The 22,421-nt window shown below is 74.0% G+C and carries 23 protein-coding genes and 1 pseudogene; 10 read left to right on the forward strand and 14 right to left on the reverse strand.

What is annotated here, in order from left to right; all coding sequences use genetic code 11:
- Positions 1 to 11: 11 nt before the first annotated feature.
- A complete protein-coding gene (locus IQ279_RS18860; RefSeq protein WP_206349829.1) occupies positions 12 to 554 on the reverse strand; it encodes an FHA domain-containing protein in 543 nt (180 codons plus the stop codon).
- Positions 555 to 821: 267 nt separating this feature from the next.
- On the opposite strand from IQ279_RS18860, the gene IQ279_RS18865 reads away from it, so the two are divergent.
- On the forward strand, positions 822 to 1,766 hold the full coding sequence (locus IQ279_RS18865) for an N-acetyltransferase (RefSeq protein ID WP_206349832.1): 945 nt from the start codon (positions 822 to 824) through the stop codon (positions 1,764 to 1,766).
- Between the two features lie 59 nt (positions 1,767 to 1,825).
- Positions 1,826 to 3,565 (forward strand): malto-oligosyltrehalose trehalohydrolase, encoded by a 1,740-nt coding sequence (gene treZ, locus IQ279_RS18870; RefSeq protein WP_206349834.1) that lies wholly within the window; start codon positions 1,826 to 1,828, stop codon positions 3,563 to 3,565.
- Positions 3,566 to 3,621: 56 nt separating this feature from the next.
- On the opposite strand, the gene msrB is transcribed toward treZ, so the two are convergent.
- From msrB to IQ279_RS18890, 4 genes are all read right to left on the reverse strand, one after another.
- Positions 3,622 to 4,029 (reverse strand): peptide-methionine (R)-S-oxide reductase MsrB, encoded by a 408-nt coding sequence (gene msrB, locus IQ279_RS18875; protein ID WP_101257056.1) that lies wholly within the window; start codon positions 4,027 to 4,029, stop codon positions 3,622 to 3,624.
- A 16-nt stretch (positions 4,030 to 4,045) separates the two neighbouring features.
- Positions 4,046 to 5,461 (reverse strand): UDP-N-acetylmuramate--L-alanine ligase, encoded by a 1,416-nt coding sequence (gene murC / locus IQ279_RS18880; protein ID WP_206349836.1) that lies wholly within the window; start codon positions 5,459 to 5,461, stop codon positions 4,046 to 4,048.
- Between the two features lie 295 nt (positions 5,462 to 5,756).
- Positions 5,757 to 6,236 (reverse strand): indole-3-glycerol phosphate synthase, encoded by a 480-nt coding sequence (locus IQ279_RS18885; RefSeq protein ID WP_206349838.1) that lies wholly within the window; start codon positions 6,234 to 6,236, stop codon positions 5,757 to 5,759.
- Positions 6,237 to 6,376: 140 nt separating this feature from the next.
- Positions 6,377 to 7,222, reverse strand: a complete 846-nt coding sequence (locus IQ279_RS18890) for a pyrimidine reductase family protein (RefSeq protein ID WP_206349840.1) — start codon at positions 7,220 to 7,222, stop codon at positions 6,377 to 6,379.
- Positions 7,223 to 7,288: 66 nt separating this feature from the next.
- On the opposite strand from IQ279_RS18890, the gene zapE reads away from it, so the two are divergent.
- Positions 7,289 to 8,425 carry a cell division protein ZapE gene (zapE, locus tag IQ279_RS18895; RefSeq protein WP_206349842.1) on the forward strand — a complete coding sequence of 379 codons (1,137 nt, stop codon included), beginning with the start codon at positions 7,289 to 7,291 and terminating at the stop codon, positions 8,423 to 8,425.
- Positions 8,426 to 8,629: 204 nt separating this feature from the next.
- Positions 8,630 to 10,015 carry an alkaline phosphatase PhoX gene (locus IQ279_RS18900; protein WP_206349844.1) on the forward strand — a complete coding sequence of 462 codons (1,386 nt, stop codon included), beginning with the start codon at positions 8,630 to 8,632 and terminating at the stop codon, positions 10,013 to 10,015.
- A 39-nt stretch (positions 10,016 to 10,054) separates the two neighbouring features.
- On the opposite strand, the gene IQ279_RS18905 is transcribed toward IQ279_RS18900, so the two are convergent.
- A complete protein-coding gene (locus IQ279_RS18905) occupies positions 10,055 to 10,705 on the reverse strand; it encodes a GNAT family N-acetyltransferase (RefSeq protein WP_206349845.1) in 651 nt (216 codons plus the stop codon).
- 138 nt (positions 10,706 to 10,843) lie between these two features.
- On the opposite strand from IQ279_RS18905, the gene IQ279_RS18910 reads away from it, so the two are divergent.
- Positions 10,844 to 11,569: a siderophore-interacting protein gene (locus tag IQ279_RS18910; RefSeq protein WP_206349847.1), complete on the forward strand. Its 726-nt coding sequence runs from the start codon at positions 10,844 to 10,846 to the stop codon at positions 11,567 to 11,569.
- Between the two features lie 150 nt (positions 11,570 to 11,719).
- Positions 11,720 to 12,826, forward strand: a complete 1,107-nt coding sequence (locus tag IQ279_RS18915) for a polysaccharide deacetylase family protein (RefSeq protein ID WP_241028356.1) — start codon at positions 11,720 to 11,722, stop codon at positions 12,824 to 12,826.
- Positions 12,827 to 12,878: 52 nt separating this feature from the next.
- On the opposite strand, the gene IQ279_RS18920 is transcribed toward IQ279_RS18915, so the two are convergent.
- Positions 12,879 to 13,079 (reverse strand): hypothetical protein, encoded by a 201-nt coding sequence (locus tag IQ279_RS18920; protein ID WP_206349893.1) that lies wholly within the window; start codon positions 13,077 to 13,079, stop codon positions 12,879 to 12,881.
- An 89-nt stretch (positions 13,080 to 13,168) separates the two neighbouring features.
- On the opposite strand from IQ279_RS18920, the gene IQ279_RS18925 reads away from it, so the two are divergent.
- Entirely contained in the window at positions 13,169 to 13,945 is a 777-nt protein-coding gene (locus IQ279_RS18925; RefSeq protein ID WP_206349849.1) for a peptidyl-tRNA hydrolase, read from the forward strand.
- Between the two features lie 23 nt (positions 13,946 to 13,968).
- Here IQ279_RS18925 and IQ279_RS18930 read toward each other — a convergent pair whose 3' ends face one another.
- Positions 13,969 to 15,666 carry a BCCT family transporter gene (locus IQ279_RS18930; protein ID WP_206349852.1) on the reverse strand — a complete coding sequence of 566 codons (1,698 nt, stop codon included), beginning with the start codon at positions 15,664 to 15,666 and terminating at the stop codon, positions 13,969 to 13,971.
- Between the two features lie 213 nt (positions 15,667 to 15,879).
- Between IQ279_RS18930 and IQ279_RS18935 the strand changes: the two are divergent.
- Positions 15,880 to 17,251, forward strand: a pseudogene (locus IQ279_RS18935) (MbnB/TglH/ChrH family RiPP precursor modification enzyme).
- 37 nt (positions 17,252 to 17,288) lie between these two features.
- Here IQ279_RS18935 and IQ279_RS18940 read toward each other — a convergent pair.
- The 4 genes from IQ279_RS18940 to IQ279_RS18955 all read right to left on the reverse strand — a co-directional run bounded on the left by IQ279_RS18940 (position 17,289) and on the right by IQ279_RS18955 (position 19,034).
- The gene (locus tag IQ279_RS18940) at positions 17,289 to 17,471 is read right to left on the reverse strand and encodes a DUF397 domain-containing protein (protein WP_372445179.1); all 183 of its coding nucleotides are present in this window, start codon (positions 17,469 to 17,471) and stop codon (positions 17,289 to 17,291) included.
- A gap of 11 nt (positions 17,472 to 17,482) precedes the next feature.
- A complete protein-coding gene (locus IQ279_RS18945) occupies positions 17,483 to 17,686 on the reverse strand; it encodes a DUF397 domain-containing protein (protein ID WP_206349856.1) in 204 nt (67 codons plus the stop codon).
- Positions 17,683 to 18,531, reverse strand: a complete 849-nt coding sequence (locus IQ279_RS18950; RefSeq protein ID WP_307792425.1) for a helix-turn-helix domain-containing protein — start codon at positions 18,529 to 18,531, stop codon at positions 17,683 to 17,685. The genes IQ279_RS18945 and IQ279_RS18950 overlap by 4 nt, the downstream gene beginning before the upstream one ends.
- Positions 18,532 to 18,734: 203 nt before the next feature.
- Positions 18,735 to 19,034 (reverse strand): NIPSNAP family protein, encoded by a 300-nt coding sequence (locus IQ279_RS18955; protein WP_206349858.1) that lies wholly within the window; start codon positions 19,032 to 19,034, stop codon positions 18,735 to 18,737.
- 304 nt (positions 19,035 to 19,338) lie between these two features.
- Between IQ279_RS18955 and IQ279_RS18960 the strand changes: the two genes are divergently transcribed.
- Positions 19,339 to 20,478, forward strand: a complete 1,140-nt coding sequence (locus IQ279_RS18960) for a hypothetical protein (RefSeq protein WP_206349860.1) — start codon at positions 19,339 to 19,341, stop codon at positions 20,476 to 20,478.
- A 63-nt stretch (positions 20,479 to 20,541) separates the two neighbouring features.
- Here IQ279_RS18960 and IQ279_RS18965 read toward each other — a convergent pair whose 3' ends face one another.
- Positions 20,542 to 20,751: a DUF397 domain-containing protein gene (locus IQ279_RS18965; protein ID WP_206349862.1), complete on the reverse strand. Its 210-nt coding sequence runs from the start codon at positions 20,749 to 20,751 to the stop codon at positions 20,542 to 20,544.
- Complete coding sequence (locus IQ279_RS18970; protein WP_206349864.1) at positions 20,748 to 21,596, reverse strand: helix-turn-helix domain-containing protein; 849 nt, start codon at positions 21,594 to 21,596, stop codon at positions 20,748 to 20,750. Before IQ279_RS18970 ends, IQ279_RS18965 begins: the two co-directional genes overlap by 4 nt.
- Positions 21,597 to 21,762: 166 nt before the next feature.
- On the opposite strand from IQ279_RS18970, the gene IQ279_RS18975 reads away from it, so the two are divergent.
- A complete protein-coding gene (locus IQ279_RS18975) occupies positions 21,763 to 22,395 on the forward strand; it encodes an ATP-binding protein (protein WP_241028357.1) in 633 nt (210 codons plus the stop codon).
- The last annotated feature ends 26 nt before the right edge of the window (positions 22,396 to 22,421 follow it).

Here is a 22,421-nt window from a genome sequence, read left to right on the forward strand (position 1 = left end):
GTGAGGGCGGGTCAGCGACCGCCGAGACGGAAGCCGACCCGCCCGAACCGCACATGATCCCCCGGACGCACGCTCACCGATCCGGTCACCCGGCGGCCGTTGACCCAGGTGCCGTTGGACGAACCCAGATCGCGCAGTGTCCAACCCCGCGCCGAGCTGTGCAGCTGGGCGTGCGTCCGGGACACCGTCCCGTCGTTCAGCCGCAGCACCGAACCGGGCGCGCGGCCGATGCTCATCGGATACGGGCCGGGCGCGGGCAGCATCAGCTCCGGCAGCCGGGCCGTCCGCCAGGCCCGCCGCAGCCTCCCCGGCAACGCCGAGACCGCGCCGACGAACCTGATGAGCGCCGGCTCCGGCGGCCGGGGGCGCAGGTCGTGCACCGCCGCCTCGATCTCGTCGGAGCGGCGCGCGGTGAGGACCAGATCCATCCGGTGCTCGAACGTCCCGCTCGACACCCGTCCCTCGGCCGCGCTCTCGCGCAGCACCTCCAGGGCGCGTTCCCGGTCCTCCTCCGACGGACGCGGCGGGACCGCCCGGGACTCCACAGATGCCATGACCCGTCATTCTCCGGACCCGCACCAGAGCTGTCCAGCCCGCTCCGGGCGAAGCCGCGGGAGGGCCCGGGCGGCTCGGAGCCGGCCGAGGTCGACCTTCACGGGGAAGGGCGCCGAAACCCTGACCTCGCCGGTGAAGACCTAGCCGTCCCGGCAGGCCCCGGCGGCCGGGCCGGAAAACGCGTGGACGCCCTCCGGGCCGCCGGGCGTTCCTTCCCTGACCGGGAGCGCGGCGGCGCCCGTGTCCTCCGCGAAGGAACCCACTCCATGACCTCTCCGGCCTCCACGGTCGTCCGCGCACTCGCCGAGGGCGAGGCGCGCGAGCTGTTCACCTCCCTACCCGACCCGACCGCCTCCCTGGTCGGCCGCTCCCTGCTGGGGCGCCCGTACGCCACCGTCGCCGAGGGCGGCGAGTACCGTCCCGAGTGGACCTGGGTGGCCCTGCGCGGCGGCGAGGTCGTCGCGCGCGCCGCCTTCTGGGGCGGGCCCGGCGACACCGAGCCGGTCGCGCTCGACTGGTTCGACTTCACCGACCGCGACGCCGCGGTGGAGCTGCTGCGGCGCGTTCCGCTGCGTGCCGAGTACAAGCTGATGCTGCCGCCCGACTGGCGCGGCCGGGAGGAGGCGCGGGCCGCCGCCGAGGCCCGTATCGCGGCGGCCGAGGCCGCCGGGTACGCGTTCCTGGTGGAGCGCCTGCGCTACCTCTGGACCCCGGAGTGCGGGCTGCCCGGGCGCCCCGGCCGGCTGGAGTTCCGCCCGGTGCCGGACGGTGAGGCGGGTGACGAGGAGGTCCTGGAGGTACTGCGCCGCATCCACTCGGCCACCCTGGACGCGCACACCCTCCGTGCGATCGCCGCCGGCGGCGTGGAGCGGGCCGCGCGCGAGGAGCTGGACTTCTTCCGCTGGTGCCCCTCGCCGCGTGACTGGTGGCGGCTGGCGTACACGCCGCGGGGCGAGCTGGTGGGTCTTCAGGTCCCGGCGCGCAACCCGTCCGGCCCCTGCGTCGGGTTCATCGGGGTGGTGCCCGGGCAGCGCGGCCACGGGTACGCCTACGACCTGCTGGTGGAGTGCACCCGCCGGCTCGTCGCCGAGGGGGCCGGTGCGATCGCGGCGTCCACCGACGTGGGCAACACCCCGATGGCCGCCCACTTCGCCCGTGCCGGATATCCGGTGGTGCAGCGCCGCGTCCGCATGGGCCGCGCAGCACGCTGAAACCCGCCGAAACGGGCATGCTGGTCCCCTGAGGTGCCGTCGGCCGAAGGAGATCCCCGGTGTTGTTCGAGGTGTGGGCGCCATACGCGCGACGGGTCGCGCTGCACGCGGGGGGCGAGGAGCACCCCATGCACCGCGACCCGGAGCGCGAGGGGTGGTGGCGGGCCGAGGCGTCCGCCGGTCACGGGACCCGCTACGGCTTCTCGGTCGACGACGGGCCCGTGCTGCCCGACCCCCGCGCCCGCCGGCTGCCCGACGGTCCCGACGGGCTCGCCGCGGTGGTGGACCGGGAGGCATACGTCTGGCGGCACGACTGGGAGGGGCTCGGCCCGGACGGCGCGGTCCTGTACGAGCTGCACGTCGGCACCTTCACCGAGGCGGGCACCTTCGACGCGGCGGCCGGCCGGCTGGGCCATCTGGCCGACCTGGGCGTCACCCATGTCGAGCTGATGCCGGTCGCCCCCTTCCCCGGCGTTCACGGCTGGGGCTACGACGGGGTGGCGCCCTGGGCGGTGCACGAGCCCTACGGCGGGCCCGACGGGCTCAAGCGGTTCGTGGACGCCGCGCACGGCCACGGGCTGGGCGTGGTCCTGGACGTGGTCCACAACCATCTGGGGCCGTCGGGCAACCGGCTGCCGGAGTTCGGCCCGTACTTCACCGAGCGCCACCACACCCCGTGGGGGGCGGCGGTCAACCTGGACGGGCCCGGCTCGGACGAGGTGCGGGCGTACTTCGCCGGCAGCGCGCTGGCCCTCCTGCGCGACTACCGGCTGGACGGACTGCGGCTGGACGCGGTGCACGCGCTGATCGACGAGCGGGCCGGGCACTTCCTGGCCGAGCTGTCGGCGGCCGTGGAGGGCCTGTCGGCCGAGCTGGGCCGCCCGCTGTTCCTGATCGCCGAGTCCGACCGCAACGACCCGCGCACCACCGCGCCGCGCGGGGCGCACGGGCTGGGCATGGACGCCCAGTGGGACGACGACGTCCACCACGCCCTGCACACCGCGCTGACCGGCGAGGCGCAGGGCTACTACGCCGACTTCGCCCGCGCCCCGATGGCGGCCCTGGCCAAGTCGCTGACCGGCGCCTTCTTCCACGACGGCACCTACTCCTCCTTCCGGGGCCGCCGCCACGGCCTGGCGGTGGACCGCACCGCCACCGAGGCCGGCCGCTTCCTGGCCTACGCCCAGACGCACGACCAGATCGGCAACCGGGCCCAAGGCGACCGGCTCGCCTCCCACCTCTCCCCCGGCCTGGCGGCCTGCGCGGCGGCGCTGGTGCTGTGCGGGCCGTACACGCCGATGCTGTTCATGGGCGAGGAGTGGGGGGCGCGCACCCCCTGGCAGTACTTCACCGACCACCGGGATCCGGAGCTGGCCGAGGCGGTGCGGCGGGGGCGGCGGCGGGAGTTCGCCGCGCACGGCTGGTCGGAGGCGGACGTGCCCGATCCGCAGGACCCGGCCACCCGGCTGCGCTCCTGCCTGGACTGGGACGAGCCGCACCGCGAGCCGCACGCCGGCCTGCTGGCCTGGCACCGCGCGCTGATCGCGTTGCGCCGCGCCCATGTCTCGCCCCGCACCCGGCTGGTGGACGTCCACGTCGCCCACGACGAGGAGCGGCGCTGGCTGTGCGTGCGCCACGGCGGGCTGCACGTGGCGGTGAACCTGGCCGGGGAGGGCACCGCCGAGATCCCGCTGTCGGTGCACACCGCCGCCGAGCTGGCCTCCTGGGGCGAGTGCGAGGCGCCGGAGGGGGACGGTCTGCTGCGGCTGGGCCCGCACTCGGCGGCGGTGCTGCGGTAGTCGGGCCGTGCGCCCCGGCCCCCGCGCGGGGGCCGGGGCGCACGGCCCGGGGCCCGTCAGCCCTCCTCGGGCACCAGCTTCAGGGAGACGGAGTTGATGCAGTAGCGCTCGTCCGTCGGGGTCGGGTAGCCCTCGCCGCGGAAGACGTGGCCCAGGTGGGAGCCGCAGCGTGCGCAGCGCACCTCGGTGCGGACCATGCCGTGGGAGCGGTCCTCCAGCAGTTCCACGGCCGAGGAGTCGGCCGGGTCGAAGAAGCTGGGCCAGCCGCAGTGCGACTCGAACTTGGTGTCGGAGCGGAACAGTTCGGACCCGCAGGCGCGGCACTGGTAGACGCCGGTGGTCTTGGTGTGGTTGTACTCACCGGTGAAGGCCGGCTCGGTGCCCGCCTCGCGCAGCACGTGGTACTCGGCGGGGCTGAGCTCCTGCCGCCACTGCTCGTCGCTCTTGTCGATCTCGTAACCCATGGGTTTCTCCTCGGCCCTATCGGTTCGCCGGGCGGGCGGCCAGCCGCTCCAGCACCGTCGCGCCGAGTTCGGTGACGTCGCCCGCTCCCATGGTGAGAACGAGATCACCGGGCTCGGCCATTCCGGCGATCAGGGCGGCGGCGGCCTGTCTGTCGGACTCGGGCCGCACGTCCGCGCCCGCGGACAGTGCGGCGTCGGTGATGACGGCGCTGGTGACGCCCGGGACCGGGTCCTCGCGGGCCGGGTAGATGTCCAGGACGACCGAGGCGTCGGCCAGTGCCAGAGCCTGCCCCATCTCCGCTCCCAGCTCCCGGGTGCGGCTGAACAGGTGCGGCTGGAAGAGGACCAGCACCCGGCCGCCCGCGGCCGCTCCCCGGATGGCCTCGATGTCGGCGGTCATCTCGGTGGGGTGGTGGGCGTAGGAGTCGATGACCCGCACCCCGCGCGCCTCGCCCTTGGGCTGGAGGCGGCGGTTGACACCGGTGTAGGAGGCCAGCGCAGCGGCCAGGGCTGCGGCCGGGGCGCCCAGCGCCGCGCCGGCGGCCAGGGCGGCGACGGCGTTGTGGGCGTAGTGGCGGCCGGGGACGGAGACGGTGAAGGTGTGCTGCGCGCCGTCGAGGACGGCGGTGACCTCGCTGGTCAGCCCCTGCGGGAGGACCTTGAGGACGCGTACGTCGGCGTCGTCGGCCTCGCCGTAGGTGACGACCCGGGGGCCCCCGGCGGCGCGGGCGCGCAGGCGGGCGGTGAACTCGCGGGCGCCTTCGTGGTCGGCGCTGACCACCAGGGTGCCGCCCGGGCGGACGCGGTCGGCGAAGGTTAGGAACGACTCGTGGATCTCCTCCATCGAGGCGTAGTTGGCGTGGTGGTCCAGCTCCACGTTGAGGACGATCGCCACCTCGGGGGCGTACTTGTGGAAGCTGCGGTCGCTCTCGTCGGCCTCGGCGACGAAGATCTCCCCGCCGCCGTGCCGGGCGTTGGTGCCGGGGCCGTCGAGGTCGCCGCCGATGGCGTACGAGGGGTCCAGGCCCATCGCGTCCAGGGCGACGGCGAGCATGGAGGTGGTGGTCGTCTTGCCGTGGGTGCCGGCGACGGCGATGGGGCGCAGGCCGTCCATGAGGGCGGCCAGCGCGTCGGAGCGGTGCACGACGGGCATGCCGCGCTCGCGGGCGGCGGCCAGCTCGGGGTTGTCCTCGCGGATGGCGCTGGAGACGACGACGGCGGTGGCGTCGGCGGCCAGGTGCGCGGCGGCGTGGCCGATGTGGACGGTGACCCCGAGGGCGCGCAGCGCCGCGGCGGTGGCGGACTCCCTGGCGTCGCTGCCGGCGACCTCGGCACCGCGCTGGGCGAGGATCTTCGCGATGCCGGACATTCCGGCTCCGCCGATGCCGATGAAGTGCGGTCGTTCCATCGTGGTCGGCAGGCCGGGCGCCATGCGGTGTCCTTTCGGGGTGCTCCGGGCGGTGTGCCCGCCGGGGCTGTGTTCTCGGGGGTGCTCGGGGGTGCTCGGGGGTGCTCGGGGGTGCTCGGGGGTGCTCGGGGGTGCTCGGACGTCCTTCGGTGTTCTCGGACTCCCCCGGAGACTTCCGGGGGTTCCGAGGTGCTCGGGGCGCCCGCGCGGTGGTGCGGCCGGGCCGCGCACGCCGCCGACGGGCGCCCGGCCCCAGCCTATGCGAGCGGGCCGGGTGCCCGCGTGCGGCGTGCGGCGTGCGGCGTCCGTGGGTACCGGCCTACTCGCCGTGGGCGAACAGCTTGAGCACGGGGACGCCGACCTTGTGGCGGGCCCGGGAGGCCCAGTCCCGGTGGAAGAACTCCTCCACCAGGTGCGGCGCGGTCAGCACGATCACCTCGTCGGCGCCGGTCTCCTCCACCACCGAGGTGAGCACGTCCAGGGGGTGGTCCTGGACGATCTGGCCGACGGTCTCCGCCCCCGCCGCGCGCAGCGCGCCCAGCGAGTGCTCCAGCGCCCGCTCGGCCGGGGAGACCGGGCTGCCGGCCGCCTCCTCCTCGTCCTGCCCGGTGGCCTCGCGGACGGCGTCGTCCAGCTCGCCCAGCGCCACGTCGTCCAGGGCGCGCAGCAGTCGGTCCTGGTCGCCGCGCGGTTGCATGAGCACGACGAACGAGACGGGCTCGTCGCCGTGGAGTGTGGTGACGAGCTCGACGTCGGTGGGCACCAGCGGCTTCTCGATCATCAGTACGGATGTGAACACGGCAGGTGCCCTTCCTCCCGACGGGTCGGTGACCCGTACGACGACTGTCCCGTCCCACATCGGTGTGGGACTGCACATTTCACTCTGCGTATCTCATTCTGCGCACGTCACACCTTGTTGGCGCCGGCAAACAGATCCGGTCATTTCCGGGCCGCCCCCGGGGAGCGGCGGTAGCGGGAGAAGAGGAACCCGTCCTCCTCCAGCAGGGAGGTCAGCTCGTACTCCGCGGGGGTCTCGAAGCCGGGGCCGTCCAGGATCCGCGCGGCGTCCCCGGCGGTGATCCGGGGGGAGACGGTCAGGCACAGCTCGTCCAGCACCCCGGCGGCCGCGAAGCGGCCCAGCAGGCGCGGCCCGCCCTCGGTGAGCAGCCGGGTGTGGCCGTGCCCGCCCAGCAGTCCCGGCACCCGCGCCGGGTCGACCTCCGAGCCCTCGCCCGCGTGCACCACCACCGCGCCCGCCTCGCGCGCCGCCTCCTGGCGGCCGGCCGGGGCGGCGGCGCCGGTGAGGACCACGGTGGGCACCGGCGGCTCGGTGAACAGCGGCAGGGAGAAGTCCAGGTCCAGGCTCGCGCTGACGACCGCGATGGCGGGCGCCGGCCCCTGCCCGGCCGCCTCGCGCCGGGCGGCGAACGCCTCGCGGCGGCGGGCCGGACGGTACCCCTCCCGGCGTACCGTCTCGGCGCCGACGACCACGGCGTCCGCCAGGGCGCGCAGCACCCCGAAGATCCGCATGTCGGCGTCCGAGGACAGCGGCTGGGAGCGCCCGCCGTGGTGGGCGGCGCCGTCGAGGGAGGCGACCATGTTGCCGCGCAGCCAGGGCCGCGCGGCCCGTCCGGTCTCCCCGGCCCCCTCCGCCGCCGTGGCGGGGTAGGCGTACGCGTCTGCGATCTCATCGAGCGTCCAGGGCCGGTCGGCGGACGGCGGCTCCTGAGGTCCGGGGAGCGTGGGTGCCGTGGGGTACTCGAAAGGAGGGAACAGACGTCGCATACGGCGCAGTGTGGCACGTGCCACCGGCGTGTTCCCCGCCCCGCCACGCCACGTACAGTGATAAGGGTGTCGTCCTCCCCCGCCCACAAGCCCGCCCCGAGCGCCGGACCGGAGCGTCCGGCGGCCGACGGGGCCGTCCCGCTGTCCCTGTGCGACCGCGAGCCGCACGTCCCCGCCGACCGCCTGGTCGCGGAGATGGTGCCGCCGCCGCGCTTCGGCTCGGTGCGCTTCGACAACTACATCCCCGACCCCTCCCGGCCCAGCCAGGCCGAGGCGGTGAAGGTGCTGGGCGAGTTCGCGGGCGGGCTCGGCGGGGACCGGGCGGACGGCGAGGGCGGCGGCATCCGCCGCTGGTTCCGCCGTGGTGGGCGGCGGACGGCGCCCGCCGGGCCGCGCGGGGTGTACCTCGACGGCGGCTACGGCGTCGGCAAGACCCATCTGCTGGCCTCCCTGTGGCACGCCACCGAGGCCCCGTCCGAGCGCAAGGCGTTCGGCACGTTCGTGGAGCTGACCAACCTGGTGGGCGCGCTCGGCTTCCAGCAGACGGTGGCCACGCTCGGCGGGCACCGGCTGCTGTGCATCGACGAGTTCGAGCTGGACGACCCGGGCGACACCGTGCTGGTCTCCACCCTGCTGGGCCGCCTGGTCGAGGAGGGTGTGGCGCTGGCGGCCACCTCCAACACCCTGCCCGGCAAGCTGGGCGAGGGCCGGTTCGCCGCCGCCGACTTCCTGCGGGAGATCCAGGGCCTGTCGGCGCACTTCCGCACGCTGCGCATCGACGGCGAGGACTACCGCCACCGCGGTCTGCCCGAGGCCCCGGCGCCGGCCGGCGACGCCGAGGTGAGCGCCGCGGCGCACCGCACCCCCGGCGCGTCCCTGGACCACTTCCCCTCCCTTCTCGACCACCTCTCCCGGGTGCACCCCAGCCGCTACGGCGCGCTGTGCGACGGCGTGGAGGCGGTCTGTCTCACTGATGTCCAGCCGGTGCCGGACCAGTCCACCGCGCTGCGCCTGGTGGTCCTGGCCGACCGGCTCTACGACCGCGAGGTGCCGGTGCTCGCCTCCGGGGTGCCCTTCGACCGGCTCTTCGGCGAGGAGATGCTCAGGGGCGGCTACCGCAAGAAGTACTTCCGGGCGATATCCCGGCTGACCGCGCTCGCCCGCGACGCGCGGCGTCTGACCGGGGAGGGCGGCGGGGCCTGACCGGGGCGGTGCCCGGCGGCAGCGGAGGCCCGGCGGCGCAGCCGGCCGCGCGGAAAGCCGCTCGGGAAACGGCCGGATCCGTACGCCGGGAGGGTCGCGGCGCGCGCGGGCGGGTTCCGGCCGGGCCGTGCCTGGTTCCCGCCGAGCGGACGGCGTGGTACACACGAGCGGGTCATCAACCTGTCCGCCAGCAGGGAGTTGCCCATGTCAGCAACGCGACGCCGGATCCTGGGAAGCGCCGCCGTCGGGGCGGGGATCGCCTTCACCGGATCGCTCTCCGAACTGTTCACCGGTACGGACGCCGCCCACGCCGCGGTCGGCGGCCGGGACGGGTACGGCCCCCTCGTGTCCGATCCCGACGGCCTGCTCGACCTGCCGAAAGGTTTCCGCTACCGGGTGCTGTCGCGCGAGGGCGAGCCCATGCTCTCGGGCCAGGGGCCGGTCCCCGGCAACCACGACGGCATGACCGCCCTGCCCGGCACCCGCCCCGGGCGCGTACAGCTGGTGCGCAACCACGAGAACCGCCACAACGCCCCCCGCCGCGTCCCCGCCGTGCGCGGGCTGACGTACGACCCGCAGGGTATGGGCGGCTGCACCGTGCTGGAGCTCTCCGGCAGCGACCGCGTGCTGGACGAGCGGGTGGGCATCGCGGGCACCGCGGTCAACTGCGCGGGCGGCCCGACCCCCTGGGGCACCTGGCTGACCTGCGAGGAGACCGAGGACAGGGCCGGCACCAACGGCTACACCAGGGACCACGGCTTCATCTTCGAGGTCGGCCTGCGGCCCGGTCACCGCACCATCCCCGAGCCGCTCACCGCGATGGGCCGCTTCCAGCACGAGGCCATCGCCGTCGACCCGCGCGAGGGCGTGGTCTACGAGACCGAGGACGCCTTCGACCACCCCTTCGGCCTGTTCTACCGCTTCCTGCCGCACCGGCCCCGCGGCGGCTTCGACTCGCTGCGGGCGGGCGGGAGGCTGGAGGCCATGCGCGTGCCCGGCGTCCCCGACCTGTCGGCCGTCACCGAGCCGGGCACGCACTTCGACGGCGTCGAGTGGCTGCCGGTGCCCGATCCGCTGGCGAAGCGGACGCCCGTCCGCCTCCAGGACTTCGGCCGCGGCGGCGTCACCCACGCGCAGAAGCTGGAGGGCTGCTACTGGGGCAGCCACCGGGGCGAGGGCGCGGTGTACTTCGTCTCCAGCTACGCGCGCAGCTCCGAGGGCTCGGCGGCCGACCACTTCGGCCAGGTGTGGCGCTACGAGCCGGGCCGCCGCCGGCTGACGCTGGCGGTGGTCTTCGGGCCGGACACCGGCGTGGACACCCCCGGCGAGTCCCCGGACAACATCTGCCTCGCCCCGGGCGGCGGTCTGATGGTCTGCGAGGACGGCGGCGGCGAGCAGCACGTCTACGGCCTCACCCGCCGCGGCGAGGTCTACGCCCTGGCGCGCAACGCCCAGAACACCGGCACCGCGCGGGAGCCGGCGTACGGCGAGTTCGCGGGCGTCACCTTCTCGCCCGACCGCCGCACCATGTACGTCAACTGCTACGACCCGGGGACCACGTTCGCCGTCACCGGGCCGTGGCGCCACTGAGACCGGCGGGACCGCGGCGGACGGGGGCGGCCCGGGGAGTCAGCCGGCGACCGCCTCCCGCCGCAGGAAGGCCAGGCGGGCGCGCTTCTCGGGGAGGCTGACCTCCGGCAGCCCGACCGCGGGGAGCAGGATCTCGGGTCCCTGCTCGAACCCGGTGCGCAGCATGCGCGCGATCGCCTTCTCGTTGCGGACGTCCGGCTCGACGACGATCCGGCGGCAGCGCGGGTCGGCCAGCAGGTACTCCAGCATCGCGGCGGCCAGGCGGCCGGTGAACCCCGGCTCGCCTGCGCCCGCGGCGGGGGCGAGCAGCAGATGCGCCCCGACGTCGCCGGGCCGGACCTCGTAGCACAGCCCCACCCGGTCCTCGGCGGGGTCGTACGTCTGGAGGAGCGCGACGGGCTCCCCGTCGCGGTGGACGAGGAAGGCGTGGTGGGTGGTGAGGGTGTCCATGTGGGCGTAGACCTCGCGGACCTCCCGGACGTCCATCGCGCCCATCCCCCAGAACGCGGCGCGCTCCCCGGTGACCCAGCCGTGGATCAGGGCGGCGTCGCGCCCGGGGTCCACGGGGGTGATCCGCAGGGTCCCGAAGCCCTGGACGGTCCGCTCGTGGACGGGTTCGCACGGGGTGCCGGGGGCGTCGGGAGTGCTGGTGGCGGTCGGGACGGCGGTGGCGCCGGTGGGTCTGGACACGTGCTCTCCGAGGGGAAGGACGGGGGTCGGGCAGGCCGGACCGGGGGGCGCCGCGAGCGCCCCCCAACCTTTAGGCTAGGCTAACCTAACCAAAGCGGCGGCTGTCCGGGGGCACCCCGGGACCGGGGAGGAGAGACCGTGGGGCATGGCTGGGAGGGCGTGGTCCTCAGACTGATGCGGGGCAGGGACTTCGAGTTCACCGTGACCGGGACCGAGCGGGTCACCGAGCACTATCTGAGGATCCGGATGACGGACGGCGGGATGCTCGCCTCGACCGGCGTCCACCCGACGATGTGGGTCCGCCTCTGGTTCGAGAGCGGGGGCAAGCCGCACCAGCGCGCCTACACCCTGGTCGATCCCGACCCCGCGGCCGGGACGTTCGCCCTGGAGTTCGCGCTCCACGAGGGCATCGCCTGCGACTGGGCGCGCGGCGCGCGGCCGGGCGACACGATCGAGGCCACCGTCCAGGGCACGGGGTTCACCGCACCGTCGCCCGGACCCTCCCGGCTCCTGGCCGTCGGCGACCCGGCGTCCCTGCCGGCCGTCAACTCGCTGCTGGACGCCTTCCCCGCCACACCCGCGACCGTCTGGCTGGAGACCGCGCACCCGCAGGACGCCGAACTGCCGCTGCGGGCCGGGCCCGGCCCGCACGAGGTGCGGTGGGTCCCCCGCCGGGACGCCGGCGCCCATCTGGTGGCCGAGGTGACCGCGGCCCTGCCGAAGCTGCTGGAGGACGAGCCGGCCCCTTACGTCTGGATCGCCTGCGACACCGCCACCACCCGCGCCCTCGCCTCGTACACGCGCAAGGAGCTCGGCGTGCCGAAGGACAGGGTGCACGCCCTGGGCTACTGGCGCGCGACCTGACCCACGGTCCGGCGTACGGGCAGGTGCGCGGGCCGGGGACGGAGCCGGCGCACCGCCGCCCGGCCGGGCGTCACCCGGGCCGGGGGTGGCGGTAGTCCGACAAGAGCAGCATCCCGCGCGACCGTCACGGATCGTCGTTACGTTCCGATCATGACCGTCTCCGTACGCCGCACCGCCCGTCCCCTGACCGCTCTCGCCCTGGTCGCCGCCGCGGCGGCGGGCTGCGCGGGCCCGGGTGGCGACACCCCCCGGGCCGATGCCTCACCGACCGCGCCGTCCTCGGCTGCGGCCTCGCGGGAGGGCTCCGGGAAGGGCGACTTCTCCGCCTCCCCGCGCTCCTCCGTCTCCCGCCCGGACGGCGACGGCCGGGACGCGTCGTCCTCCGACCGGTACGCCACCCTGCCCGCCTCCATCAGCGGCCGGGTGCCCGTCTTCCGGCACGGCCCGCGCGCCGAGGCCCCGCGGGCCGCCGGCGACGAGGGCGGGAAGCCGGAGGAGGAGAAGGGGGAGAAGGAGAACGAGAAGCCCGAGGAGGACGGCGAGAACCGGGAGAAGCGGGAGAAGGCCGAGAAGGACGAGAGGGCCGGGAAGAGCGGCGACAAGGAGGACAAGGTCGTGGCGCTGACCTTCGACGCCGCCCTGTCCGCCGAGGACCGCGAGCGGGCCGGGGAGGACGGCGAGCGCCACGACAACCCCGGGCTCGTCTCCGCCCTGCGCCGCGAGAAGGTCCCCGCGACCGTCTTCATGTCGGGGCTGTGGGCGCAGACCTACAGGCACCAGGCGCGCTCCATCGGCCGCGACGACCTGTTCGAGGTCGGCAACCTCTCCCACTCCCACCGCGCCTTCACCGAGGACTGCCGCGACCTCCCCGCGCTCGCGCCCGACAAGCAGCTCGCGGACGTGCGCAAGGGGCGCAGGGCGATCCGCGCGGCGGGGGTGAAGAACCTGACGCCCTACTTCCGCTTCCCCGGCGGCTGCTTCGACGACCGCTCCCGGAGGGCGATCGCCCCGGCGAAGGTGACGGCGGTGGCCGGCGACGTGGTGGCGCCGGACGCCGCGGAGAAGGACCCGGAGAAAGTGGCCGAGCGGGTGCTGAAGGACATCAGGCCGGGCTCGGTGGTCGTACTGAACTGCGACCGGGAGAAGGCGCCCGCCACCGAGAAGGCCGTACGCCGGATCGTCCCGGAGCTGAGGGAGCGCGGATACCGCATCGTGCCCGTCTCGGAGATGATCGCCTCGGCCATGGGCCGGGACTGAGCCCCGGTTCCGGCGGTTCCGTCCTGCTCCCCGCGGCTCCGCCCGGGTGCGTTCAGCAGGAGCAGGCGACGCGTTCGGCCTCGTGCCACTCGCACACCGGGCACAGCGTCGCACCGCGCGTGCTCGCCGGGTAATCGGTCGGCTCGCCGCACTGCACGCACATGGCCCGCTCCTCGCGCCCGGCGCCCTCGGGGGCGGCGGCGTCCCGGACGGCCGTCGTCTCGGGTGCGGTCCAGCCGGATACGAACTCCATGGGGCCGAGGGTACTCCCGGCCCCGCCCGCCCGGGACCTCGCACGTAAACGGGTGCGAACGCCCCGGCGGCGGCTGGCACACTGGCCCCGTGAGCACCTCCGACGCCCCCTCCACCGACCCCTTCACCGCCCCCGCCGCCCATGAGGCCGCCGGCCGGGACGCGGCCCCGCAGTACGTACTGCCGCTCGTCGTCCGGATCGAGCGGTCCGCTCCCCCCGGCCCGCCCGCGCGCAGCGACGCGCTCGGAACGGCGGCGCGCGCGGTGCTGGTGATGCTGTCGGACGAGCGCACGACGGACCCCGGCGGCGACTGGCACCAGGCGGTGCGCGACTGGCAGGACGGGCGCATCCGCAAGGTGGTGCGCCGGGCGCGCGGCGCGGAGTGGCGGCGGGCCTGCGCCCTGCCGGGCGTCACCGTGACCGGCGGCGGCGAGCACCCGGCCGAGGTGCGGGTCTTCCCGCCCGTACCGCTGGACGGCTGGCCCAGGGATCTGGCCCGCCTCCAGGTCTCCGGCACCGACCTGGAGGACCCCGCACCGCCCGCCGCGCCGGAGCCGGGCACGCCCGTGCTGTGGCTCAACCCGGAACTGGAGATGTCCGCCGGCAAGGCGATGGCCCAGGCCGGGCACGGCGCCCAGCTCGCCTGGCTGGCGCTGGACGGTACGGCGCGGGCCGCCTGGCGCGCGGCCGGCTTCCCGCTGGCGGTCCGCACCGCCCCGCGCGGTGAGTGGGAGCGGCTGACGGCGTCGGGCCTGCCGGTGGTGCGCGACGCGGGCTTCACCGAGATCGCCCCGGGCTCGGCCACGGTCGTGGCCGAGCACCCGGCGCTCCCGGCGCGCCTGGACCGGCCGGCGCGGCGCGGCTGAGGGGACCGCGGCGGCCGAGGAGGTTACCGCCCGCTCTCGGAGGCTTCTCCCCCGGAGCCTCCGCCGCCTCCGGAGCCCTCGCCGCTCCCGGTGCCTTCACCATCCTCGCCGTCCCGCTTGCCCGCACCCCACTCCCGCGTCCTGCGCTCCCGCTCCATCCGCCGCCGCAGCGCGGCGGGCGGGCCGGTGAGCTCGGGGAAGTCCGTCCGCAACGCGCGGACCAGCGAGTACATCATCAGGAACGCCAGGACGAAGAACGGCAGACCGAGCACCGTGATCACCTCGGCGAGCGCGTCCAGGCCGCTCTTGCCGGTGGCCGCGATCAGCGTCCCCGCGACCACGCCCTCGGTGATCGCCCAGAACACCCGCTGCCGCGTCGGCCCGCCCTCCTCCCGCTGCCCGGCGCTGAGCATGTCCACCACCAGGGACGCCGAGTCCGAGGAGGTGGTGAAGAAGATGACCACGATCAGCACCGACAGGGCCGAGACGAAGGTGGTGAGCGGATAGTTCTCCAGGAAGGTGAAGAGCGCGCCGGGGATGTCGCCCTCCTCCACCACGTTTCGCACCAGCCCGCCGGCGCCGTTCATCTCGATGTCGATGGCGGACAGCCCGAAGACGCTGAACCACACGATGGTGAAGGCCGTGGGCAGCGCGAGGACACCGAGGACGAACTCACGGATCGTGCGCCCCCTGGAGATGCGGGCGATGAAGATGCCCACGAACGGCGACCAGGTGATCGTCCACGCCCAGTAGAACACCGTCCAGGTGCCCTGCCAGCCGGTGTTGGCGAAGGTGTCGTTCCAGAAGGCCAGCGACACCAGCGAGGACAGGTAGACGCCGACGTTCTCGATGATCCCCTTGGCCAGGAACAGCGTCGCCCCGGTGGCGAGCACGAAGAGCATCAGACCGACGGCCATGACGATGTTGATGTTCGACAGCCGCCTGATGCCCTTGTCCAGGCCGTAGACCACCGAGGTGGTGGCGATGGCGGTGATCACGGTGATCAGCAGCACCTGGACCAGCGAGTTCTCCGGCAGACCGAACAGCCGCGCCAGTCCGCTGTTGATCTGCATCGTGCCCAGGCCGATGGAGACGGCGACGCCGAAGAGCGTGCCCATCACCGCCGCGATGTCCACGATCCGGCCCGCGGTGCCGTACACCCGGTCGCCCAGCAGGGGGTAGAGCACGGAACTGACCCGGAACGGCATCCCGCGCACGTAGACGAAGTAGGCGAACGTCAGCGACGGCAGGCAGAAGATCGACCAGGTGTGCAGGCCGAAGTGGTACAGCGAGTAGGCCATCGCCATGCGGGCGGCCTCGGTGCTCTCCGGCTCGACGCCCTGCTGGGGCGGCTCGGCGAAGTGGCTGATCGGCTCGGCGACCCCCCAGAACATCAGGATCGTGCCGATCCCGGCGGCGAACAGCATCGCGAACCAGGTCCGCGTGCTGTACTCCGGGCGGTCGTCCTGGGCGCCCAGGCGGATGTGGCCGTAGCGGCTGACGGCGATCCAGAGCAGATAGACCAGGAAGGTCGTCACGCCCAGGATGTAGAACCAGCCCAGTTGGGTGAGCAGCCAGTCCGAGGCCGTGGCGAAGATCCGGTCCACCTGATCCGTCAGCGAGATCGCCGCGACCACGAACAGCACGGTGAGCCCGGCCGAGGTGAAGAAGATGACCGGATCGGTACGGAGCCCCAGTAGGCGCTGCAGCTTTTCCAGCATGTACCTCTCCCTGGAGGACTGGTCCGATTTTCGTCGTTTTCCGGTCCGAAGCGGGCGCGACACACGGGCGGCGGCCGCATCGGGCCGGGGTGGGGCCCGGCGAAAGCTCAGGTGAAGCTCTGAACTCCGCCGCGCGGGATTGGTGATCCCTCTGCCCGGAGATGACAACCGCACACGGGGAGGAGCCGGGGATGAACCGGGGAGGGGGCGGGCGTGGCACGACTGGGTACGGGGATCGGCTGGCGGCCGGGAATCGCGGACGCGATCGAGACGCTGCCGGACGTCGGCTGGGTGGAGGTGGTCGCGGAGAACGTCTGCCCCGACCACCTTCCGCCGGCGCTGGTACGGCTGCGCGAGCGCGGCACCACCGTGGTGCCGCACGGGGTGGGGCTCGGGCTCGGGGGCGCGCAGCGGCCCGACCCCGCCCGGCTGGCGGCGCTGGCCCACCGGGCCGAGGCGCTTAAGGCGCCGCTGGTCACCGAGCACATCGCGTTCGTACGGGCCGGAGGGCCGGGGACCGGGGCGCCGGGAGCCGAGGGGCCGGTGATGGAGGCCGGGCATCTGCTGCCGGTGCCGCGCACCCGCGACGCGCTGGAGGTGCTCTGCGAGAACGTCATGATCGCCCAGGACGCGCTGCCCGTGCCGCTGGCGCTGGAGAACATCGCGGCCCTCCTGCCCTGGCCCGGCGAGGAGCTGGGCGAGGCGGAGTTCCTGACCGAGCTGGTGGACCGCACCGGCGTCGGCCTGCTCATCGATGTCGCCAACCTCCACACCAACCGCGTCAACCGGGGTGAGGACCCGCTGGCCGTCCTGGACGGCCTGCCGCTGGACGCGCTGGCGTACGTGCACGTGGCGGGCGGTGTGGAGCGCGACGGGGTGTGGCACGACAGCCACGCCCACCCGGTGCCGGAGCCGGTACTGGAGCTGCTGGCCGAACTGTGCGCGCGCACCGATCCGCCGGGGGTGCTGCTGGAACGCGACGACGACTTCCCTCCGGAGGAGGAGCTGGCCGCCGAACTGGCTGCCGTGCGGGATGTGTTCGAGGGCGCGACGCGAGCCGCGGGAGGCCCCCGTGCCTGACACCCGCCCTACCACCGGACCCGGCGCCGGCCCTGGTAGCGGCCCCGGCACGGACACCGGCACCGACCCCGGCTCCGGCATGGACACCGGATCCGGCACCGACGCGGCCCGCCGCCGGCTGGCCGCCGCCCAGGCCGCACTGCTGGGCGCGCTGGTCGCCGACGGCCCCGCGCCGGCCGGCTTCGACCCCGCGCGGCTGGAGGTCCAGCGCCGTGCGCTGATCGCCAAGCGGGCCTCGGTCGTCGCCGGGATCGCACCCGAGCTGCCGCGCATCCTGGGCGACCGCTACCGCCCGGTGTTCGCCGCCTACGCCCGCGGTCGCCCCATGACCGGCGGGTACCGCCCGGACGCCATGCGCTTCGTCGCGCACCTGCTGGAGTCCGCCCCCTCCCTGTCCCGGCAGCAGCGGCGCCGCCTGCGCCGCTGGTACCGCGAACGCTCCGGCCGGGCCCCTCGGGGGTGGGGCCCGGCCGGTCTCCTCCGTCTTCTGGGCCGGGGTACGTAGCGGGCCCGCGCGGACGCGACCGGAGCGGCGGCTTTACTCAGCCCCGCTCCGCCGCGAGCACCAGGAACGCGGCCCACCCGTCCTGATCGAACCGCAGTACGGGCCCGTCGGCCTCCTTGGAATCCCTCACATGCGCAGCGTCCGGGTCGGCAGCCACCTCCACGCAGTCCCCGCCACCCGATCCGCTGTAGCTGCTCTTGAACCAGCGCAGTTCACCCACGTACCGGCCTCCTACCTCACGAGCGCCGTGAACGCCGCCCATCCGTCCCGACCGATCCGGAGTATGGGCCCGTCGCCCGCGGCCTTGGAGTCCCGTACGTACACGGCATCCGGACCGGTTGCCACCTCGACGCAGTCCCCGCCGTCCGATCCGCTGTGGCTGCTCTTGAACCAGTGCAGCTCGCCCATGTTGTCGGTCACCTGTTCCGCGCTCATGTCTCTCCCACCAGCCGCTCGATGAGTCGTGCAGACTCCTCGACGTTCAGGGCCTGCGATCGCAGCTTGCCATAACGCAGGGAGAAGGCTCTGACCTCGGAGACATCCGATAAGACGCACCCGACGCCCTGGGACTCGAAGTAGCCGATGTCGCGGTGCTCCTTCGTCTCCAGGATCACGAGCGGACCGTTCTTCCCCGGGTGGAATCCACGCCCGGCGGGCATGACCTGCACCTCGACGTTCCGCAGTGCGTTGACCTCCAGCAGACGTCGCCACTGCTCGCGCATGACCTCCGGGCCGCCCACGGGATCGCGCAGCGCCTCCTCGCCGATGATGAACGACAGCTCCGCCATCGGCACGCGCGTCAGCAGCTTCTGGCGGCTGAGCCGGGCCTCGGTGTGCTGGTCGATGGTTTCCTCGCTCAGTGGCGGGCAGTGCCCGCCGAAGACCGCCCGCGCGTAGTCCTCCGTCTGCAACAGGCCCGGCACCAGCAGCGGATCGTAGGAGAAGCGGCTCAGCGCTTCCGACTCGAGGAGCGCGAAGTTGCGGAAGAAGCGCGGCAGCTTGGCCCGTTCCACGTCATCCTGGAGGACTTCCAAGGCTCCTCGTGCCCCCAGCGCGCGGTCCGCCGCGATCGTGAAGGCGGCCTTCGCCGGCCGCCGCCCCTGCTCGATCGAGGCGACCTGCTCCAGCGAGTAGCCGATCGCGTCCCCGAGCTTGTTCTGGCTCAACCCGGCCTGCCTGCGCAGGTGCTGGAGCAGCCTGCCATAGGCGGACCACACCCCAGGCGGGTCGCCGCTGTCCTCCTTCACCCGTACCGCGCGACCGTTCCGTGTGTCCTGCACCGCCCTCACGCCCCTTCGTCCCCGAGTCCGTCCCGCTCGTCCGAGCCCCCGGCGGCTTACGCCGTCCGTCACCGCCGGGGCCATGTCCAACGCGGCCCGTTCGAGTCGGGGCACTGCCCGCGACCCGTACAGCGCCCGTACAAGGTCCGGTTGTACGGGTCGCCGGAGGCCGGCGCAGGTCCGGCCTCCGGCGGTGCGTGCGGTCAGCGGACCCGCTCGACCGTCCGGTCGTCGGTGTGGGTGAGGTAGTCGTCCGGGTCGAGGCCCATGGCCTTGCGCCGGGGCGAGGCCCAGTACACGGCGTTGCGTTCCGCGAACGTCCCGGGGCCTTCGTAGGAGATCAGCCAGACGAACCGGTTGCGTTCCCGGTCCGTCCAGGCCCCGTCGATCGTGAAGCCCAGCGCCAGGCGCAGCGGGACGATCTCCTCCCGCCACCGTTCCACCCACTCGTCCAGCATTCCGTCCCGGACGGTGTACGTGCGCAGTTGTGTGGTCTTCGCCAAGGCGGGCGTCCTCTCCGGTCGTGGGCCGCCGCCCACATGGTCGGGGGGCGGCCCGGTATCACGGACTCGCGCCATCGTCCGCCGCCCGCCGCCTTCCGTTTCGCGGGACCGGGAGGGAGGGTGTGGGGAACATACGTCCAGGTCATCACCCCTTCGGGGGCGCCGGGAGACAACCGCCCAGCGTGGGGCCGTCCGATCCGCCAACACCGGTGGCGCAGAACCGGCTTGGCCGGAAAACGCCTGCGTCGCCCGATCGGCCCCGGGGAAAAGATCGGCTCGTCACTCAAAGCGACAAGGGGGTTGCGTGGGGTTCGGGCAAGAGTGGAAAGAGCGCTTCGAGAAGAAGCTCGACGCCTACGGCAGCAAGCTCGGCGAGATCGACGAGAGGGTCGCGGCGGTCCGCACAACGCTCGCCGAGGCGGCCGACGGGTCCGCGTCACCGCTGCCGCAGGTCTCGGACCAGGAGTTCTACAAGCTCCGGGAAGCCGTCTCCACCGGGACGATGGTCCTGCGGGAGGAGAACCGGGAACTGCGCCGGCGGCAGGAAAGGATGCTCAGCGACCTGAAGGACCTGCGCCTGGAGATCACCGGCGGCCGTACCGGGGCACAACAGCCGCCCGCCCCGGGCTCCCCCGGCGCCGATGAGCCCGGCGGTGCGGACGACACCGGTGAGGCGGAAGACGGAACGGCGGAGACGGCTGCGGTCCCACCGAGCGAAGCCCCCGGGACACAGGACAGCCGACAACAGGAGGAGTGCATGGAGCGGGAGCGGGACGGCGTACCGGAGCCCCCGGGAGAGGCGGCTCCCCCGGGAGAGGCCGAGAAGACACTAAAAGAACGCGTGAGGATGGTGAAGAAGGCCGCCGAACAGACCCTCCGAGACCGTTCCGAGGACTCCCCCAGCCGTACCCGCCGTACCGCGGCGTCCCCGGCGGCGGACGGACGGCGGCTCCACGGCGTCCACGCGGACGGCGGAGACGGACAGCGGCCGGGGAGGCAGGACGACGGCCGGGAGACGCCGTCCGACCCGCTGGCCGAGCACGCGGAACTACTGCTGAAAGCCGCCGGGGTGTCGCGCGCCGGACTGGTCTGCCACCGCGACACCTGGGAGTTCCTGCTCGTGCAGGCCGTCCGGCACCCTCGCTTCCGCGTTCCCGGAGAGGTCAAGGACACCGGTGACGGAAAGGTCGACACGCACCTGTCCGGGCCGTCCCTCATCGCGGCCCTGATCAGCCTCTGGAAGGCCCGGGAAAAGGAGAGCGAGGAGGTGGACGCGGACTGGGCGATGGCCGCCATGCTCTACGACCGCATCCGCGACCGACTGACCGAAGCCGGGCCCGGCGACGGAAGCCGCACCGTCCGCATCGTGCTGGACGACGGGGACGGGCCGGAGGGGACGGCGGCGGCTGCCGAGCCCTCCGAGGAGGAGCCAGAGGCCGCGTAACCCCGCCCGCTCACACCGCTGCGGCCCGGACGTCGTCCGGGCCGCAGCGGTACGAGACCGGGCTCAGCGCCCTGCCGCGAGCGCGACGAACGCCGCCCACTGCTCGCGGCCGACCCGTAGCACGGGCCCGTCGGCCGCTTTGGAGTCCCGCACGTACACGGCCTCCGGCCCGGCGGCCACCTCCACGCAGTCCCCGCCGTTCGGGCCACTGTGGCTGCTCTTGGTCCAGGACAGCTCACCGGGCGCGTCCCCGCCCTGCCGTTCGATGCTCATGTCTCCCCTGCCGCCCGCTTGATGAGATCGGCTGAATCCTCGGCGTTGAGAGCCTGTGAGCGCAGCATCCCATACTGGAGCCAGAACTCGCTGACCTCGTGGCAGCCGGACCGGACGCTCACCACGCCCTGCGACTCGATCACCACGAACCTCTGCCGTACGTCCGTCTCCAGCAGGACCATCGGGCCGCTGAGCCCGCTGTGGGCGGCCCTGCTGTTCGGCATCACCTGGATGTCCACGTGCCGCATGCAGGAGCACTCCAGCAGGTGGGCGAGCTGGGCCCGCATCACCTGCGGGCCGCCCACCATGCGGTGCAGCGCCACCTCCTCGATGACGAACGCGAGGACGGTGAGAGGCGTCCTGCGGGTCAGGATGGACTGCCGTGCCAGGCGTGCCGCGACGCGCTGCTCGACGATCTCGTCGTCGAGTGGCGGGAAGTGGGTCTGGATCAGGGCTCGGGCGTACGCCTCCATCTGGAGGAGTCCCGGGATCACGAGCTGGTCGTAGGAGAAGCGGCTGATCGCCTCCAGTTCCAGTGCCGCCACGTCCTGGAAGAACGCGGGCAACTGGGCCCGGCCCACGTCCTCCTGGAGGGTGTCCAGCGCACCGCCGGCCTTCAGCACCCTCTCCGCCGCGCCGGTGAACGCGGCCTTCGCCGGCCGCCGTCCCTGCTCGACCGAGGCGACCTGCTCCAGCGAGTAGCCGATGGCGTCCGCCAGGGACTGCTGGGTGAGGCCTTCGCGTTCGCGGAAGAGGCGGACGAGTTTGCCGTAGGCGCTCCACGCGCCGGGCCGGTTCCCGCCGCCCTCTGAGGCGGGCCTGGCGCGCTCGTTGTTCCTGCCCATCGTTGTTCCCTCTGGTCCGTCGCGGATGCACCTCCATGGCGAACCGCGCCGGTGCCGGGCAGGTCACGGGCGACGGCCGTACAGCCTCCGTACAGGGGGTTCGCGCGCGGGCGTGTACGGCGGTCCGACCTGGCCGTACGCCTCCGCGTGACGGGACGGTTACGGCATGCGACACCAGAGCTCCGCCGTCGGGCGGCCCACCACACGCCCCACCGACCGTGCCGCCGACCGTCCCGCCGGACAGGCTGCCGAACAGGGCGTCGGCGTACCGCGGTTCACCGCCCGCCTCAGCGGCACGCGGCGGGGCGCGCGGCTGGCGCGCAGGCTCGCCGTGCAGCAGTTCGCCGAGTGGACCGGCCTGCCGCACGGCTGCGACGCCGCGCACGCCGTCGCCCTGGTGACGGCCGAGCTGGTGGCCAACGCCGTCACCCACGGCAGTCTTCCGGGCCGGGACTTCCGGCTGACGCTGCTCCTGTCATCCGAGTCCGCTTCGCCCGAGCCACCCCCGTCCGAACCGGACGCGCACGAGTCGGCCGTGATGCGGATCGAGGTGACCGACACCCGGCCCGAACGCCTCCCCCGCCACCCCGCGGCCGAACCGGGGCAGCCCGAGGAGGTGTCGGGACGGGGGCTGCTCCTGGTCGCGGTGCACGCCCGGCGCTGGGGGTGCGAGGCGCGGGACGCGTTCACCAGGACCGTCTGGGCGGAGGTGCCGCTGCGGGCGCCGAGCGCCGCCCGCCCGGCGGAGACCCGGCCGGGCACGCGAGGCACGGCAGGCCGCCGACCGCCCCGCCACTGACGGTCCTGTGAGACAACCGTCACACT

This window comes from Streptomyces verrucosisporus (assembly GCF_017114865.1).
Classification (GTDB): Bacteria; Actinomycetota; Actinomycetes; order Streptomycetales; family Streptomycetaceae; genus Streptomyces; species Streptomyces fenghuangensis.

Excerpts from the sequence above, each read along its gene's own strand:
- IQ279_RS18860 (WP_206349829.1), bottom strand. The coding sequence starts at position 554 with ATGGCATCTGTGGAGTCCCGGGCGGTCCCGCCGCGTCCGTCGGAGGAG.
- IQ279_RS18865 (WP_206349832.1), top strand. The coding sequence starts at position 822 with ATGACCTCTCCGGCCTCCACGGTCGTCCGCGCACTCGCCGAGGGCGAG.
- msrB (WP_101257056.1), bottom strand. The coding sequence starts at position 4,029 with ATGGGTTACGAGATCGACAAGAGCGACGAGCAGTGGCGGCAGGAGCTC.
- murC (WP_206349836.1), bottom strand. The coding sequence starts at position 5,461 with ATGGCGCCCGGCCTGCCGACCACGATGGAACGACCGCACTTCATCGGC.
- IQ279_RS18890 (WP_206349840.1), bottom strand. The coding sequence starts at position 7,222 with ATGCGACGTCTGTTCCCTCCTTTCGAGTACCCCACGGCACCCACGCTC.
- IQ279_RS18900 (WP_206349844.1), top strand. The coding sequence starts at position 8,630 with ATGTCAGCAACGCGACGCCGGATCCTGGGAAGCGCCGCCGTCGGGGCG.
- IQ279_RS18915 (WP_241028356.1), top strand. The coding sequence starts at position 11,720 with ATGACCGTCTCCGTACGCCGCACCGCCCGTCCCCTGACCGCTCTCGCC.
- IQ279_RS18920 (WP_206349893.1), bottom strand. The coding sequence starts at position 13,079 with ATGGAGTTCGTATCCGGCTGGACCGCACCCGAGACGACGGCCGTCCGG.
- IQ279_RS18930 (WP_206349852.1), bottom strand. The coding sequence starts at position 15,666 with ATGCTGGAAAAGCTGCAGCGCCTACTGGGGCTCCGTACCGATCCGGTC.
- IQ279_RS18945 (WP_206349856.1), bottom strand. The coding sequence starts at position 17,686 with ATGAGCGCGGAACAGGTGACCGACAACATGGGCGAGCTGCACTGGTTC.
- IQ279_RS18965 (WP_206349862.1), bottom strand. The coding sequence starts at position 20,751 with ATGAGCATCGAACGGCAGGGCGGGGACGCGCCCGGTGAGCTGTCCTGG.
- IQ279_RS18970 (WP_206349864.1), bottom strand. The coding sequence starts at position 21,596 with ATGGGCAGGAACAACGAGCGCGCCAGGCCCGCCTCAGAGGGCGGCGGG.
- IQ279_RS18975 (WP_241028357.1), top strand. The coding sequence starts at position 21,763 with ATGCGACACCAGAGCTCCGCCGTCGGGCGGCCCACCACACGCCCCACC.